Origin of the sequence: Arthrobacter sp. CDRTa11, assembly GCF_026427775.1 — a bacterium.
Taxonomy (GTDB): domain Bacteria; phylum Actinomycetota; class Actinomycetes; order Actinomycetales; family Micrococcaceae; genus Arthrobacter.
The window spans coordinates 702,324-717,267 of the sequence record NZ_CP044532.1; the positions used below are offsets into that span (position 1 = coordinate 702,324).

At 65.1% G+C, this 14,944-nt stretch carries 15 protein-coding genes; 5 read left to right on the plus strand and 10 right to left on the minus strand.

All coding sequences use genetic code 11. The features are described from left to right. Nucleotides 1-166 precede the first annotated feature (166 nt). The 5 genes from F8G81_RS03280 to F8G81_RS03300 are packed head-to-tail and all read right to left on the minus strand — an operon-like array spanning nucleotide 167 to nucleotide 5,916. Entirely contained in the window at nucleotides 167-1,375 is a 1,209-nt protein-coding gene (locus F8G81_RS03280) for a hypothetical protein (RefSeq protein ID WP_267277605.1), read from the minus strand. Between the two features lie 8 nt (nucleotides 1,376-1,383). Beyond that, entirely contained in the window at nucleotides 1,384-2,685 is a 1,302-nt protein-coding gene (locus F8G81_RS03285; RefSeq protein ID WP_267277606.1) for a glucarate dehydratase family protein, read from the minus strand. Between the two features lie 41 nt (nucleotides 2,686-2,726). Beyond that, nucleotides 2,727-3,641 carry a carbohydrate ABC transporter permease gene (locus F8G81_RS03290; protein WP_267277607.1) on the minus strand — a complete coding sequence of 305 codons (915 nt, stop codon included), beginning with the start codon at nucleotides 3,639-3,641 and terminating at the stop codon, nucleotides 2,727-2,729. Then, nucleotides 3,638-4,588, minus strand: a complete 951-nt coding sequence (locus tag F8G81_RS03295) for a carbohydrate ABC transporter permease (protein WP_267277608.1) — start codon at nucleotides 4,586-4,588, stop codon at nucleotides 3,638-3,640. Before F8G81_RS03295 ends, F8G81_RS03290 begins: the two co-directional genes overlap by 4 nt. After that, a complete protein-coding gene (locus F8G81_RS03300; protein WP_267277609.1) occupies nucleotides 4,585-5,916 on the minus strand; it encodes an ABC transporter substrate-binding protein in 1,332 nt (443 codons plus the stop codon). Before F8G81_RS03300 ends, F8G81_RS03295 begins: the two co-directional genes overlap by 4 nt. A 100-nt stretch (nucleotides 5,917-6,016) precedes the next feature. Here F8G81_RS03300 and F8G81_RS03305 point away from each other — a divergent pair, with 100 nt between their 5' ends. Next, nucleotides 6,017-6,856, plus strand: a complete 840-nt coding sequence (locus tag F8G81_RS03305) for an NAD-dependent epimerase/dehydratase family protein (protein ID WP_267277610.1) — start codon at nucleotides 6,017-6,019, stop codon at nucleotides 6,854-6,856. Nucleotides 6,857-6,896: 40 nt separating this feature from the next. Further along, on the plus strand, nucleotides 6,897-7,706 hold the full coding sequence (locus tag F8G81_RS03310) for an IclR family transcriptional regulator (protein ID WP_267277611.1): 810 nt from the start codon (nucleotides 6,897-6,899) through the stop codon (nucleotides 7,704-7,706). Here the strand turns inward: F8G81_RS03310 and F8G81_RS03315 are convergent. Further along, nucleotides 7,703-8,329, minus strand: a complete 627-nt coding sequence (locus tag F8G81_RS03315; RefSeq protein WP_267277612.1) for a response regulator — start codon at nucleotides 8,327-8,329, stop codon at nucleotides 7,703-7,705. The genes F8G81_RS03310 and F8G81_RS03315 overlap by 4 nt on opposite strands. After that, a complete protein-coding gene (locus F8G81_RS03320; protein WP_267277613.1) occupies nucleotides 8,326-9,567 on the minus strand; it encodes a sensor histidine kinase in 1,242 nt (413 codons plus the stop codon). Before F8G81_RS03320 ends, F8G81_RS03315 begins: the two co-directional genes overlap by 4 nt. Before the next feature lie 212 nt (nucleotides 9,568-9,779). Between F8G81_RS03320 and F8G81_RS03325 the strand changes: the two genes are divergently transcribed. Next, complete coding sequence (locus F8G81_RS03325) at nucleotides 9,780-10,373, plus strand: GlcG/HbpS family heme-binding protein (RefSeq protein ID WP_267277614.1); 594 nt, start codon at nucleotides 9,780-9,782, stop codon at nucleotides 10,371-10,373. A 10-nt stretch (nucleotides 10,374-10,383) separates the two neighbouring features. Continuing rightward, on the plus strand, nucleotides 10,384-11,109 hold the full coding sequence (locus F8G81_RS03330; protein ID WP_267277615.1) for an ankyrin repeat domain-containing protein: 726 nt from the start codon (nucleotides 10,384-10,386) through the stop codon (nucleotides 11,107-11,109). A gap of 137 nt (nucleotides 11,110-11,246) precedes the next feature. Here the strand turns inward: F8G81_RS03330 and F8G81_RS03335 are convergent, their stop codons facing one another. The 3 genes from F8G81_RS03335 to F8G81_RS03345 all read right to left on the minus strand — a co-directional run bounded on the left by F8G81_RS03335 (nucleotide 11,247) and on the right by F8G81_RS03345 (nucleotide 13,936). Further along, nucleotides 11,247-12,443 (minus strand): acetyl-CoA acetyltransferase, encoded by a 1,197-nt coding sequence (locus F8G81_RS03335; protein ID WP_267277616.1) that lies wholly within the window; start codon nucleotides 12,441-12,443, stop codon nucleotides 11,247-11,249. Further along, nucleotides 12,440-13,141 carry a CoA transferase subunit B gene (locus F8G81_RS03340; RefSeq protein WP_267277617.1) on the minus strand — a complete coding sequence of 234 codons (702 nt, stop codon included), beginning with the start codon at nucleotides 13,139-13,141 and terminating at the stop codon, nucleotides 12,440-12,442. The genes F8G81_RS03335 and F8G81_RS03340 overlap by 4 nt, the downstream gene beginning before the upstream one ends. Before the next feature lie 75 nt (nucleotides 13,142-13,216). Next, the gene (locus F8G81_RS03345) at nucleotides 13,217-13,936 is read right to left on the minus strand and encodes a CoA transferase subunit A (RefSeq protein ID WP_267277618.1); all 720 of its coding nucleotides are present in this window, start codon (nucleotides 13,934-13,936) and stop codon (nucleotides 13,217-13,219) included. A 186-nt stretch (nucleotides 13,937-14,122) separates the two neighbouring features. On the opposite strand from F8G81_RS03345, the gene F8G81_RS03350 reads away from it, so the two are divergent. Beyond that, nucleotides 14,123-14,908: an IclR family transcriptional regulator gene (locus F8G81_RS03350; RefSeq protein WP_267277619.1), complete on the plus strand. Its 786-nt coding sequence runs from the start codon at nucleotides 14,123-14,125 to the stop codon at nucleotides 14,906-14,908. The last annotated feature ends 36 nt before the right edge of the window (nucleotides 14,909-14,944 follow it).

A 14,944-nucleotide genomic window follows, 5' to 3' on the forward strand; every position in this document is an offset into this window, starting at 1 on the left:
TTTTCTGGTCCTGCTCGGACGGCAGGCAGACGCGAAGACTGTCCTCCGCTGTTTCAAACCTAGGGGCTGCGGGGTGGCCGTGCAATAGCTGCGGTCATCAACTGTCCCACCTGTCACGTTGGATTGATCCTGCCAAAGCGCCGGCAGCCCAGTGCAGAGCCGGACTTTAGGAGGTGGATTCCGGTGATCCGGGGTCTTTCAACGGCAAACATTCCAGGGCTTCGACGGCGGCATTGAGGCGCGCGGTGGAGGCCAGTCCCAAGTGGTACAAGTGGAGTTCGCTGCTGCCCGCTGCGAACAATGTGTCCCACTCACGCGCCATGGATTCGGCGTCGGAGGGCTTCGGTGGCAATACCAGGACATAGGAACCGACCCGTGCCGTCGGGGCCGCATGTCGAAGCGCGGTCACCGTAGCAGCGCCTGCTGCGGCGTCTCCCCAACACGGAACGACGGCGGTCACGTTGCCCATGACCGGCCAAAGCCGGCTGCGCCGAAGCGCTTCCACCGGGACGAACGGCCCGCTGGACCATGGATCCGGCGAGACATGCAGCGAGATCCGGGGGTCTGTTCCGGAGCCTGCCACTTCGGAAAGGCATTCGTCCAGGAGCGCGGCGGTGGCATCCCATCTGACGTCCAGCAGGGGCCGGAACTCCTCCGCGTCCCGGGCTGTTTCCGGTGTGGAATGCGGATTATCCTCCCGCAAAATTGCCGCCCTCACGCGGTTCTGGAACTCCTGCGGCGCCATGCCGCGCGCAGCGTAAGCGGAGCTGCAGGCCTGGCAGAAGCACAGCGACAGAAGCGCCTGCACCCAGGGCGAATACTCTGCACCTTCGGTCTTCTCATGCTGGTTCTGATGGCCGAAGCCGAGCGGTCCCACCGCCTCCAGGATCAGCCCATCCGGTTGTCCATGCTGCAGTATCTGTCCCACCAAAGTGGCAGCATACGTCCGGACCTGTGTGTGTGAAGGGCACAGGGCGTGGCGGTAGATTTCTCCGAAGGCGTTCCGCACGCAGAGTTCCGGATGCCGCATCCCCTGCGCACTCGTATGAGTCAGCACCGTCCACGCGTCGATGGGAAGCCCCGCGCCCCGCAGAACCGCCGCCGCAGCTGAGAAGGAATCGTTGGTACCCGTCCACTCCCGGGCTTCCGCCGGCGTCAGTGCCTGCTGGTCCCAGGCACTGCCCACAGGGACATAAAGGGCCGCCGAACGGGCATCCACAACGCGGCGTTCCGGATGCCTGGGGGTTGCGGCACGGACCGAGTGATACGCCGCGGCCAACGCCACGCGGTTCACCCCCGTGGCCTCGATGCGGGAGGCCGCCGCGGGATCGTCCAGGACGTCCCAGGGATAAAGGTAGCCGGTGACGTTCCTCAAGGGGCGGATCACCAGCGGGGGAGGTCCGCGGTGTACTCCGGAACGAATCGCTGCATGTAGCCGGTGTCATCCCTCGCGGTCATCTTCGCCTCCAGGTACTGCAGGTGCAGTTCCGCTAATCTCTCCCGGTCAAGTTCCACACCCAGCCCCGGCCCGGCCGGCACTCTGACGCTGCCGTCAACAAACCGCAGGACGCCGGGCTTGATGACGTCGTTATGGCCGTTCCAGGGATAGTGGGTGTCACACGCGTACGTCAGCGACGGAGTGGCCGCGGCAACGTGGACCATGGCGGCCAGGCTGATGCCGAGGTGGGAGTTGGAGTGCATGGACAATCCTAGGCCGAATGTCTGGCAGATGGTGCCCAGCTCCCGGGTGTGCCTCAGGCCGCCCCAGTAGTGGTGGTCGCCCAGGATCACCTGCACTGAGTCCAGTTCGACGCTGCGTTTGATGTGGTCAAAGGACACCACGCACATGTTGGTGGCAAGCGGCATCGCAGCCGACGCGGCCACCTGCCCCATGCCCTCGAGGCCAGGGGTGGGGTCTTCCAAATATTCGAGCAGGCCCTCGGTCTGGCTGGCCACCCACTTGGACGTTTCGACTGTCCAGGCTGTGTTGGGATCCAGCCGAAGCGGCAGGTCAGGGAACGCCCCGCGCAGCGCCCGGATGGCCTCGATCTCCTGCGCAGGAGGGAAGACACCGCCTTTGAGTTTGATGGACTTGAACCCGTACTCGGCAATCATCCTGCGGGCCTGGCGCACGATGCCTTCCGGGTCCATGGCCTCGCCCCACTCATCGCTAATGGCCGGCCTGCCATCCAGTTCCGGGTGTTCCGCCCACTTGTAGAACAGGTACGCGCTGAACGGAACCTCGTCCCGGACGGTGCCACCCAGCAGTTCACTGACGCTCCGGCCTGTGGCATGGCCCTGAATGTCCAGCGCCGCCACTTCGAAGGCTGAGAACACGGCCGCCCGTTCAAAGGAGGAGAGCGCAGGGTCCAGCGCCTCATTGATGAGCTGTTCCATCAGGGAGGTGTCAAAAACGCTGAGGCCCTTGATGGCGTTGGCGCCCACTGCCAGGTTGTCCAGCCGGCTCTGGCCACCGGCGCATTCGCCCAGGCCCAGCAGTCCGTTTCCGGTCCGGACTTCAATCACCACCCGGTGCACCAGAGGTTCGTGGACTCCGACGGCGTTCAGCAGCGGCGGGTCGGAGAAGGCAATGGGCGTGATGGTGATTTCGGTGATTTTCAGGTCGGTGGCTGTGGCTGTGGCCGTGGCTGTGGCGGCGGCCGGAAGGATGGTGCTGGTTTTCATGAAACTTCTTTCGTGGATGGTCCGGACGGGCTGGGCGTGCCCTAGCCTTTGGTGGCGCCGGAGGTGATGCCGCGGATCATGGAGCGCTGCAGGAAGAGGTACACCAGGAGGCTGGGGATCATGGCCATAACGGCGCCGGCCAGCAGCACGCCCGGTCCCACCGTGGTGTCGTTGCGGAGCACGGAGAGCGCCACGGTCAGTGTGTAGTCGCTGGGGTCATTCGCTGCGATGAGGGGCAGGAGGTACTGGTCCCACACCATCATGAAGCCGAAGATGCCGATCACACCGAGGGCAGGCTTGCAGAGCGGAAGGATGATGGTGAACAGCATGCGGAACTCGCCCACGCCGTCCAGCCGCGCCGCTTCCTCGATTTCTGCGGGGATCTCCTTCATGAATTCGCTCATGATGAAGATGGAAAAGCCCCAGATGCCAACGGGAAGGATGACGGCAAGGACCGTTCCCCGGAGGCTGATGCCCAGGAGCGGCAAGTCACCCAGCACCAGCGACAACGGGATGCCGATGACTTCCTCGGGGAGCATCATGGTCATCAGGACCAGCAGCATCACCAGGGCCTGTCCCCTGAACTTCCTGCGGCTGAGGCTGTACGCCGCGAACACCGAAACGGTCATCTGCAGCAGGAGTCCGCCGCCGGCAACCACCAGCGAGTTCAGCAGATAGCGCCAGAGGCCCTGCTGTTGTGCGGCTTCGAAGTTCGCCAGGGTGAAGGTCTTGGGCAGCAGCGAGATTTCCGTGGGACTGGAGTTCCGGTCAAAGGCTCCGGAGATAATCGCCAGGAATGGCAGTGCAAAGATGCAGAACACCAGGACGCACAACATCATTCGCAGGGCCATGTTGGTGCCGAACCGGGGGGACCAGCCCAGCGCCGAGTCGAACCTGGCAGACGCTGAGGGTCTGGATTTCCGCACGGCGGTGGGGGTGCTGGTTTGGCTCGTCATCGTTGTGCCTTCCTTCGGGCCAGGAGCTGGGTGCCAACTGTCAGCAGCAACGTGACCAGTAGCAGGAGGACCGCTGCGGCCGAAGCCACACCAATGTCATTGCGCTGGAAACCGAGAGAGTACATGCGCGTCATCCACACTTCGGTGGATCCGGCGGGGCCGCCTCCGGTGAGTACATACACTTCGGTGAAACTTCGCAGGCTGCGGATGGCAGCCAGGGTCAGCACGATCACGATCGAGGGCCGCAACGCCGGAAGAGTGATGTACCGGAGCCGCTGCCAAACGGTGGCACCGTCAACCCCTGCCGATTCGTACAGGGACCTGTCCACACCTGTCAGGCCGGCGAGGATGATCACCATGTTGTACGGTGCGCCGCTCCAGATGCCCACGACGGCGATGGACCAGAGAGCTGTGTCCGTCCCGTTCAGGAACTGCAGCGGACCCAGCCCCACCGAGCTCAAGATACTGTTCAGGGGGCCATCCGGGGTGGGGAAATAGAGGATGCGCCAGATTTCGCCCACCACTGCCAGGGCCGTGACGACGGGCAGGAAAATGGCGGTCCGCAGGACCCACAGGGACCTTGCCTGGCCCTCCAGCAAGAGGGCCAGGACGAATCCCACCACCAGGGCACCCAGCGTTTGGGTAAGGCCCAAAACCACGGTGTGGCCCAGGGCATCCATAAAGCGGGCGTCGGTGAGAACGCTGACGTAGTTGTCGAAGCCGACGAAAACGTCGCCGAGAAACGGCTGTACCTTGAAGAGGCTCAGCCGGATCCCCTCGACCATGGGGATGAATTTGAAGTACATGCCCAGCACGGCCGCCGGCACCAGGAACAGCCATATGGCCAGCAGCTGCTTCCCGTTGCCGCGCTTCCTGCCGCTGGGAGCCTGTTTTCCCCCTGCGGCTGGATTCAGCGTTTCCGCTGGTTTGGTTGGCGTGACGGTCATGACTTGGCGTTCTGGCTCGTCAGCTCGTCGTTGATGGCGGTGTCAAGATCCTTCAGCCCTGAGCCGACGTTGTCGGCCCCGCAGTCGGACACGATCTTGTTCAGCGCCTCGGCGGCGGCCTGCTTGATCGGCACGAAGTTGATGGCCGAGGGAAACGCCTTGGAGGAGTCCTTCAGGGCATCCTGGACCACGCTCCAGCGGGGATCGTTGTAGACGGTGGCGGCGTCGACGTCGGCATTTACGGGGACCCGGACGATGGGCTGCTTGCCGGCCGTCATGCCTGCCTTCTGGCCGTCGGAAGAGACCAGGTAGTTGATGACCTTCTTGGTCTGCTCCGGCTTGCCGTTGCTGGCGGTGACGTAGATGTTCTCGCCTTCAGCCAGCACGGTGTTGTCTACGGAGCCCTTGGGAGCCTCGATGACCTCGTAGGCGTCCTTGCCCAGCGCGGTGTCAAAGGAGGCAAAGTTGTACGGACCCGTAAGGATGATTCCGGTTTTGCCCGTCTGGAAGAACGGTGAGGCGACGCTGGTGGCGGCGGTGAGTGCACCCGGCTGGGTGTTCCCGGGGGTGCAGAACTGCTGCTTGATCCAGGTGACGCCCTTCTGCACCTCTGCAGTGGAAGCGGAGGCTGCGTACTTTCCGTCACCATCGTCCTTTAGGTAGGCGCCGCCGTCCTGCCAGATGTAGGAGGATGCCCACCATCCCAGGTAGCCGCGTTCCGTGGAGCCGGGAACTGTCATGCCGTACGTATCAGCCTGCCCGTTGCCGTCGGGATCCTGGGTAGCGAAGGCGGTGGCCAGTTTTTCCAGGTCTTCCTGGGTCTTGGGAACCGGCAGGCCCAGCTTTTCGCGCCAGTCCTTGCGGATCATGGTGACCATGGTCTGCCGTGAGAACGGAACGCCATAGGTGGCCCCGTCCAGGCCCTTGGCCTCGTCCCACAGGGAGCCGGCGATCTTGTCGTTGCCCTCGACGGTGGATTTGTCCAGCTTCTGCAGGTACCCCTGCGCGGTGTAGTTGCCCAGTGCTGCCGAATCGTTGATCACGATGTCCGGCAGCTTCTTGGAAGCGGCGCGGGTTTGCAGCTGCTGGTCCAGGTCCGGGACACCCTGGAAGTTGACCTGGACGCCGGTCTTCGCCGTGAAGTCCTTGAACAGCGCGGCGTAGGTGGTGGCGGCATCGGTACCGGCCCGGGCCCAGACCTCAATAGGCTGCCCGTCATCAGTCGCAGCAGGTGCCGAGGAGCCGGCTCCGCATCCCGTCAGGACAGCGGCAGATGCAATGGTCAGTGCTACCGCAGCCCGGGAGCGGGACATCGTCTTGGAATCCACTCTGATTCTCCTTTTTACATATGTAAATTGCTGTTATCATGTGAAACGTACTTCATGAGAGTATGATCGCCATCACCAACTGTCAACAGCCGGAGGAATCTTGTCTGCAGCACTAAACCCCCAGACCATTGCCCTCACAGGCGGGGCCGGCATGATGGCAACGCTGCTGCGGCCATACCTGGCCGATGCGGGGCATACCGTCAGGCTGCTTGATCTTGCCGCGGCCCCGGACCCCCGGCCCAGCGAAACCGTCCATATTGGCTCCGTGGCGGACCACGGCTTTATGGTTGACGCTCTCAGAGGAGCCACCGCCGTCGTCCACCTGGGCGGGCTTCACCGCGAGAAGGCCTGGGAGGAACTGGTGGCAACCAACATCACCGGCACCCAGGTGACACTGGAAGCGGCGCGCATCAACGGCGTCGGCCGCGTCCTTTTGGCCAGTTCCACTCATGCCGTTGGCTATCACCCCGTGGAAGCCGGCGGCTCGGCCACTGCCCCGGCTCCACGGCCGGACACCTACTACGGGGTCAGTAAGGCTGCGATGGAAGCCCTCGGCAGCCTGTACGCAGACAGGTTCGGGATGAAAGTCGTCAGCGCCAGGATCGGAACCGGCGGCAAGCAGCCCGGCAACACCCGCACGTTGTCGTCCTGGCTTTCCCCGGCCGATTCCTACCGGCTGGTGGAAGCAACACTGAATGACCTGGGCGCCCCGGGGCACCACGTGCTGTGGGCAGTCTCGGCAAATTCCCGGGGCTGGGCGGATCTGTCGGCCGGCCGTCGGATTGGATTTGATCCCCAGGACAACGCTGAAGACTTCGCTGCCGGCATTGAGGCCCAAGGCGCAAGCGGCGAAAGCTGGAACGGCCTTCTAGGCGGGTTCTGGGCGAGCAGCGGACATCAACTCGGCGTGGACAACTACCCGCATCTGGCCGCGAAGTGAACTGCCGTACAGTAATGAAATGGGGAGAGGAAAGGCCGCAATGACACCGCTTGAGGAGCATCCCGGCGACGCTGCCGGGGCAGCTGGCGATGTAAAGCTCGTTAAATCCGCTGAACGCACCATCGCTATTCTTGAACTGTTGGCAGCCGCCCCGCAGCCGCTGACCACGGCAGAAATTTTCAAGCAGACCGGGTATCCGCGCTCCAGCCTGCACTGGCTCCTGCTGACCCTCCTTGAGCTGAACTGGATTGAACAGACTCCGGAAGGCGCCTACCGGATAGGTACCCACGCGCTGTTGTGCGGCACCGCGTACCTGGACCGTGATCCTGTGATGGAACACGTCTCCGGCGTCTTGGAAAAGGTCAGGAACGCCACGAGTTTCACTACCCATTACGCCCGCCTGGACCGCTCCGATGTCATCTATCTGGCCACGCGGCAGGCCGTGGACCGCCGCCGCCTTTCGTCCCGGGTGGGCCGCAAGCTGCCGGCCCAGGTGACGGCACTCGGCAAAGCCATCCTGTCCGAATACACCGACGAGGAAGTCCGTCAACGGATCGGTGACGGTCCCTATCAACAGCTCACGCCCAACACGGTGCCGGACTTCGAAGCTTTGCAGGCTGAAATGGCGGAATTCCGCAAGACCGGCCACGCCCTGGAGAGAGAGCAGAACACTGTCGGACTGTGCTGCGTCAGCGTGGTGGTGCCCTACCGGATCCCCGGCACGGACGCCATCAGCTGCTCCATTCCCACCGAACTCGCTACAGACGACGTCCTGCGCGATACCGTCGCCACCCTGGAATCAGCCGCCGCCGAACTCGCCAGGACCTTGCGGGTAGCCGGGATCCGCTAGCGCATACCCTCCCGGCGGATGGCCGTTGCGATGGCCGCCGCGCGGGTCTCCACGCCGAGCTTGGCATAGATGTGCGCCAGATGGGTTTTGACGGTGGCCTCGGAGATGAACAGCCGCTGGCCCAGCTCCCGGTTGCTGAGCCCCTCCGTCAGAAGGCTCAGCAGCTCCGCCTCCCGGGGCGTCAGGACCTCATCGGGATTGCGCAGCTGCTGGAAGAGCCGCGAAGCCACGGGCGGACTCATCACACTCTTCCCCTGGACGGCGCCGCGGAGGGCAGCGAAAATTTCATCCGGGGTGGCGTCTTTGAGGAGGTAGCCCATGGCGCCGGCGTCCACCGCCCGGACAATATCCGCGTCCGAATCATAGGTGGTGAAAACCAGAATGGCTTGCCGGCTGTTGCGCTGCCGCAGCTGCCTGATGGCCCCGATCCCGTCCATCCCCGGACCCATGGCCAGATCCATCACCACCACGGCAGGGGAGTGCTGTTCCACCAGTTCCAGGGCCTCCTCGCCAGAGCTGGCCTCGGCCACCACAACAAGGTCAGGCTGGGTACCCAGCAACGCCTTGAGGCCGCTCCGGACCACCAGATGGTCGTCCACCAGGAGGACTGTGATGGGGTTCATGGCTCCTCCCTATCTGCCTGCGCTGCCTGCTCCGCCCGCAGGCGGGCCGGCACCTGGGCGGCCACAATCGTTTCTTCGCCGGGCGAGCTTTCCACCGAGAATACGCCGCCCAGCTGCTCCACCCGCTGGCGCATCGCCCGCAGCCCGTAGCCTCCGGCGTCCGACGGCGGTGCTGCCGCCGCAGGGTCAAAGCCCGTTCCGTCGTCGTAAATGTCCAGGGTGACCGATCCGGGAAGGAAGCCCAGCGTCACCGTTGCGGTAGTGGCGTTCGCATGCTGCTGGATGTTCGCGGCCGCGCTCTGGACCACCCGCAACAGCGTGTGCCGGACCTCCGCGGTGACGTTCCCGGGTTCGCCGGTAACCAGGAGCCGAACGTCCGGAACGTACCGGGAGGCGGCCTGGTGCAGTGCCTCGGCCAGCGGCGAATCGTCCAGTCCCGGGGAAGCGAGCTCGTGAACCAGGCTGCGGGTCTCGGAGAGGTTCCTTCGCAGCAGTTCAGTGGCTTGGGTGACATCCCGGCGTGACTCCTGGCCGGGCCACGAACGGTCCGCGGCTTCCAGGAGCAGGAGGCTGCTGGCCAGGCCCTGCGTCACGGTGTCGTGGATCTCGCGTGATACGCGCTCACGTTCGGCGATGGTTCCGGCCCGGCGCTCGCTGGCTGCCAGCTCACCCTGTACCTGTGAGACCTCGGCGTGAAGGCGGCGCTGCTGCTCGGCGTCGTGCTCGATCCGGTCATAGATCAGCGTCAGCATCACACCGACGGCAAGCGGGCCCAGCAGCATCGCGAGGTCGGTGCCGTCGCTCAGCCGGAACAGCCCGACGGCGGTGGCAGCCGCCGTCCCGCCTGCCGCAGCGTAGCCCACAGCGCCCGTGAAGGCGGTCCGGCACAGGAAGAAGATGGCGAAGGAACACCAGGCAAAGCTGGGCGCCGCAATCACCAGGACGGCCCAGATGGCCATAAGCACCAGCATCCAGACTGCCCAGGGCCGTCTCTGCCGGGCCAGCACGGCTATCACGGCGTAAACAGCGCACACAGCTCCCGCCAGTCCCAGGACCAGGAGGTTGTCCTGCAGGCTGTGCCTCATGGCATAACGGACTGCTGATGCGACGAGCAGGACGGCGAAGCCCAGGTGCACGGCGGTGTCGATCCTGCCCAGCCGGCCGGGGGGCGCATCAGATCCGGCGGACAGGGCGGCGCCCGTGGACGGTGCTTCGGGGGAAGTGGCTGGGGAGGGCATGGTGTCCGGTTCAGGTCAGGGGAGGTCTTATCCCATGCTATTGCCCGCACCACCGCTGGTCTCTCAGCCTTTTGGCTGATGCTGCCAGCCATCCGGAGGACCCCGGCCCAGCCAAAGGCCCGATGTGTGTCCGGGCGGGGCTGGACAGGATGGATGGAGCCGGTTCCGGTCCTCGGGAATCGATCAACGCCCCTCAACCCAAGGAGAACACTGTGAAGAAGTCCAACAAGATTGCCGCCGCCGCTGCTGCCGGAGCATTGCTGCTGACCGGCGGGCTGACCGCTGCGGCCAATGCCGGGCCAGGCCAAGCCGCCGCCCCCGCCGCCGCTCAAGCCGCGGTTCCCGCTGTCGACGTCCCGCAGGCACCGGAAACGGTGGTGGCGCAGCAGCGCATCACCGTTGGCGCCTCGTCCGACGCCGTTCGCGCAGCCCTCGCCAAATGCCAGGCGGACAAGCTGCCGTTCGTCACGGTGGCGTTGGTGGACAGGTTCGGCACCGTCCAGGCTCTCCTGCGTGGGGACAACGCCGCCGAGCACACCATTGAGGCAGCGAAGCAGAAGGCGTACACCGCTGCTGCCTTTGGTGCACCGACGAGTGAGCTGGCCAAACGCATCAACGGCACTGGCCCCAGCATCGCGGACCTCCCGGGCACTCTGTTCCTGGCCGGCGGTGTTCCGCTCAAGGTCAATGGAGTCTCCGTTGCGGGGATCGGTGTGGGTGGCGCCCCTGACGGCAACCTGGACGAAGCGTGCGCTACCGCCGGTGCTGAGGCCATCGCCGCTGCGGCTGCCGGCGCAGCCAAGTAGGCTCGGATCCATGAGGCGGTTCAGCTACTGGCGCCCGGCACGGAGGTTAACGGTCCTTCTCCTGGTCTGTGGTGTAACGGTCTGTTTGGCGGCGTGCCAGGCGGACCCCGGTGAGCCACAGCAGGAGGGGGCGCCGGCGTCGTTCGTTCTGGCAAGCCCGGAGCCCACCCCCGCCGCCATTTCCCCAGCCACGGCTTCCGCCACAACAGCTCCGGCCACGCCACCGGCGCTATCCGCGGAGGACCAGGCCAGGCTCGACCAGGAGCTCATTGCCGCCGCGAAGGCCAACAACGTGGCGCTGGTGGCGGAGCTGATCGGCCGGGGCGGAAACGTCAATGCCAAGGATGCCATCCAGGATTCGGCGTTCCTCTATGCCGGGGCAGAGGGCTTCAACGAGGTCCTTCGGCTGACCCTGGAAGCCGGCGCAGACGTCACCAGCACCAACCGCTACGGCGGGACGGCCCTGATGCCGGCCAGCGAGCACGGCCATGTGGAGACTGTCCGCATCCTCCTGGCCGCCGGCGTGCCCGTGAACCACGTGAACAACCTGGGCTGGACTGCCATGCAGGAGGCCATCCTGCTCAACAACGGCGGGCCGAGGCAGCAGGAGGTGGTGCGGCTGCTGCTCGAGGCAGGCGGCGACCCCAGTATCCGGGATCCCCAGGGGCGGACAGCACTGGAGAACGCCGAACGCCTGGGCTTCGTGGAGATCGCCAACCTCATCCGTGCCGGCTAGTTTCACGGCCCGACTATTGCGACCAAGGCTTCCATGCCACCGTCGTGGGGCACATTGGCGCGGACACGCCGGCGTTTGGGCGTCGCCAGCCGAAAACTGGCCTCAAACCCGCCCACGACGGCGGCGCCCACACGCCCTTAAACGGATTCGAGCACGCTGACGTAGTTGGCGATGCCCACACCGCCCATGTTCTGCACCGCGGCCCGGCGTGGCTTGGCCAGCTGCATGTCCCCGGCCGTCCCGGTCAGTTGCATGGCCGCGATGACGTGCTGGGACACGCCTGTGGCGCCGACGGGGTGTCCCTTGGCCTTGAGCCCGCCGGAGACGTTGATGGGCAGCCTGCCGTCCTTGAACACCCAGCCTTCCTCCACGGCGCGGGCTCCCTGGCCGGGCTCTGTGAGTCCCATGGCCTCATACATCACCAGTTCGGCGATGGTGAAGCAGTCGTGGACTTCGGCGAAATCCAGGTCTTCCAGCCCGACGCCGGCCATCGCCAGCGCGCGGTGCCATGACTCGCGGGTGGCGGCAAAGGCGGTGGGGTCCCGCCGCTCGGCGGGGAAGAAGTCGTTGGCGTGGCCGAAACCGGCCAGCCGTACCGGCGACGTAATACCTCCAGTGGGTGACACGGACAGCACGACGGCGGCGGCGCCGTCGGACACTGGGGAGCAGTCGGTGCGGCGCAGCGGATCCGCCACCAGGGGGTTCTTGTCCGAGACGGTGCGGCAGAACTCCTCGCCCAGGTCCTTGCGGAGCTGGGCATAGGGGTTGTCCACCCCGTTGCGGTGGTTCTTCGCCGCGATGGTGCCCAGGACGTCGCCCAGTTTTCCGTTGCCGTCCCCGTACCGCTTCTCATAGTGCTTCGCGACGTCGGCAAAGAGTCCCGTGAATCCGGTGGTGGACGGGTGGCCGGCCATGTCGTAGTCAGCGCCCAGCAGGGCGGCCCCGACGACGTCCGCCCCGGCGTGCGTCATTTTCTCGGCGCCGATGACCAGGACGGTCCTTGCCGTTCCGGCGAGGAGCGACTTGGTGCCCTGTTGGAAGGCGGCGGATCCCGAGGCGCAGGCGTTTTCCACCCGGGTGGCGGCGACGTTGGCCAGGTCTGGTGAGACCTGCAGCGCGAGCGACGACGGGAAGGCCAACGGCATCATGCCCGAGTTGAACTGGCCCAGGTAGATCTCGTCGATCTGCCCCGGCTCGATGCCGGCGCTGCTGATGGCTTCCGTGGCAACCTGCACGATCAGCGACTCGAGCGTCTCCTCCGTGAGCTTGCCGAACCGGCTGTGGCCCCATCCGGTGAGGAGGACGTCTTTTCCAAACTGTTCTTTCAGGCTCATGCTGGGGCTCCTTCGAGGGCGGGGGCAGTGTTGTTTTCCAGTGCGACGGCGAACGACGCCTCGGTCTTCCCGCGGATTTCCTCCACGCTGACGCCTGGCGCCAGGCGGGTCAGGGTGAGCTGCCGCTCGCCGTCGGCAGTTTCTTGTTCATTCCTCACCAGGTCAAAGACCGCGAGGTCGCTGATGATCCGGTCCACGCAGCTGAGGCCAGTCAGCGGAAGGGTGCATTCGGTGACAATTTTGGCGGTGCCGTCCTTGGCAACGTGTTCGGTGAGGACCACAACACGTGGTGTCCCGGCCACCAGGTCCATCGCGCCGCCCATACCCTTGACCATCTTGCCCGGGATGGTCCAGTTGGCCAGATCGCCGTTGCCCGAGACCTGCATGGCGCCCAGGATGGCCACCTTGACGTGGCCGCCGCGGATCATCCCGAAGGAGGTGGCGGAGTCGAAGATACTGCCGCCCGGAAGGACGGTGACGGTCTGCTTGCCGGCGTTGATGAGATCGGCATCTTCCTCGCCCTCGTACGGGAACGGACCCATGCCGAGCAGGCCGTTTTCACTCTGCAGGACCACGCGGACGCCGTCGGGCAGGTTGTTGGCCACCAGTGTGGGGATGCCGATGCCCAGGTTCACGTAGTCGCCGTCGTTCAATTCTTCGGCCGCTATGGCAGCCATTTCATCCCTGGTCCAGGCCATGGGGTTCTCCTTGGTTCAAAGTGGGGGCTTAAGTGTTCGTTCGCGCGTGGGGGTGGGGGATCCAGTGGGGCGGGATTACACGGGGACGGACTCGGAGGCGCGCGGGCGCACGGTGCGCTGTTCGATGTCCTTCACCCTCGCGGAGGCCTGGACAAGCCGTTGGACGTAGACGCCGGGCGTGACAATGTGGTTCGGATCCAGCCCGCCGCGCTCCACGATCACTTCGGCTTCCGCTATGGTGACCGCGCCGGCCGTGGCTACCACCGGGTTGAAATTCCGGGCAGTGTATCTGTACACCAGGTTCCCGTCCGTGTCGGCAGTGTGCGCGTGGACGAGGGCGACGTCGGCCAGGATGGCCCGCTCCTGGACGTACGTTTCGCCGTCGAACACCTCGTGCGGCTTGCCCTCGGCCACCAGTGTTCCCACGCCCGTCTTGGTGTAGAACGCCGGGATGCCCGCCCCGCCGGCTCGAAGCCGTTCGGCGAGGGTCCCCTGCGGGGTGAACTCCACCTCCAGCCGGCCCGCCAGGTACTGCTCGGCGAACAGCTTGTTTTCGCCCACATAGGAGGCGATGACCTTGCGGACCTGGCCGGCCTCAATCAGGATGCCCAGGCCCTTGCCGTCGACGCCCATGTTGTTGGACACGACTGTCAGGTTCCGGACGCCGGAGTTCCGCACGGCGTCGATGAGGTCCGCTGGAATACCGCTGAGGCCAAAGCCGCCGACGGCGAGGGTGATGCCGTCCCGCAGCGCATCATGCAGGGCCTCGGCGGCTCCTGGTTTGAGTTTGGACATCTTTGTCTCCTCATTGAGCGTGGGCCCTTAAAGGCAATCCACTTTATGGACTTGCTGGCTGAATGTGGAGCGTACGGGAGCTGAACTGTGACTGTCAAGGACCAGCTTTAACGCCGAAACACCTCATTTCTACACTGTGGACGGTAAGCTAGCCGGTGTCCATAATATGGATTACTAGGAGCGAAAATGACTCAATTACCCGTCCAGGGAGCCCAGGTTGTCAGCCGTATCGCCGGTTTGTTACGGATTGTGGGGCGCAAGCCCGAGGGGAGCACACTGGTTGAACTCGTCCGGGAATCGGGCCTCACGCGGCCTACTGTCCACAGGCTGCTGACGTCGCTGGCTTCCGAGGGGCTGCTGGACCACGAGGCCCGCACCGGCAACTGGGTCCTGGGCCCGGAGATCCTGCTGATGGGGTCGGTTGCTTCCGCAAGGTTCCCTCTCGAGGAGATCGCCCGGCCCAGCCTCCGCCGGCTGGCAGAGGAAACGGGGGAGAGTGCCTTCTTTTCCATTCGCCGCGGTTTTGAAACGGTCTGCCTCCTGCGCGAAGAAGGCAGCTTTCCGGTCCGCTCCTTTGTGCTGCACGAAGGCGTCCGGTTCCCCTTGGGTGTTGCCTCGGCAGGAACCGCGATCATGGCCTTCATGCCGGAAGCGGAACAGGATCAGCTGCTGGATAATTGGACGGCCCATTCCGGACAGTTCGCCGCCGGTCACCCCGAAGGCGTGGTCCGGGAGAATTTGAAGAAGACCCGTGAAGCTGGCTTTTCGGTCAACCCGGGCCTGGTGCTGGAGGGAAGCTGGGGGATGGGCGCCGCAGTGTTTGATCCTGCGGGACGCCCGTCCGGTGCGCTGTCCCTCACCGGCATCGAGCCGCGGTTCCGGCAGGAGCGCCGGGACTTCCTGGGGCGGCTGCTGATGGAGGAGGCGCACCGGATCAGTGTTCAGCTGGCCGGCCCGGGCAAAGAACTGTAGTCGCTGGGGGTGGCGCTAGCGTGTACCGGGGCCCAC

Coding starts and splice junctions, on each gene's coding strand:
- F8G81_RS03285 (WP_267277606.1), bottom strand. CDS start 2,685: ATGAAAACCAGCACCATCCTTCCGGCCGCCGCCACAGCCACGGCCACA.
- F8G81_RS03290 (WP_267277607.1), bottom strand. CDS start 3,641: ATGACGAGCCAAACCAGCACCCCCACCGCCGTGCGGAAATCCAGACCC.
- F8G81_RS03295 (WP_267277608.1), bottom strand. CDS start 4,588: ATGACCGTCACGCCAACCAAACCAGCGGAAACGCTGAATCCAGCCGCA.
- F8G81_RS03310 (WP_267277611.1), top strand. CDS start 6,897: ATGACACCGCTTGAGGAGCATCCCGGCGACGCTGCCGGGGCAGCTGGC.
- F8G81_RS03315 (WP_267277612.1), bottom strand. CDS start 8,329: ATGAACCCCATCACAGTCCTCCTGGTGGACGACCATCTGGTGGTCCGG.
- F8G81_RS03320 (WP_267277613.1), bottom strand. CDS start 9,567: ATGCCCTCCCCAGCCACTTCCCCCGAAGCACCGTCCACGGGCGCCGCC.
- F8G81_RS03330 (WP_267277615.1), top strand. CDS start 10,384: ATGAGGCGGTTCAGCTACTGGCGCCCGGCACGGAGGTTAACGGTCCTT.
- F8G81_RS03335 (WP_267277616.1), bottom strand. CDS start 12,443: ATGAGCCTGAAAGAACAGTTTGGAAAAGACGTCCTCCTCACCGGATGG.
- F8G81_RS03340 (WP_267277617.1), bottom strand. CDS start 13,141: ATGGCCTGGACCAGGGATGAAATGGCTGCCATAGCGGCCGAAGAATTG.
- F8G81_RS03345 (WP_267277618.1), bottom strand. CDS start 13,936: ATGTCCAAACTCAAACCAGGAGCCGCCGAGGCCCTGCATGATGCGCTG.
- F8G81_RS03350 (WP_267277619.1), top strand. CDS start 14,123: ATGACTCAATTACCCGTCCAGGGAGCCCAGGTTGTCAGCCGTATCGCC.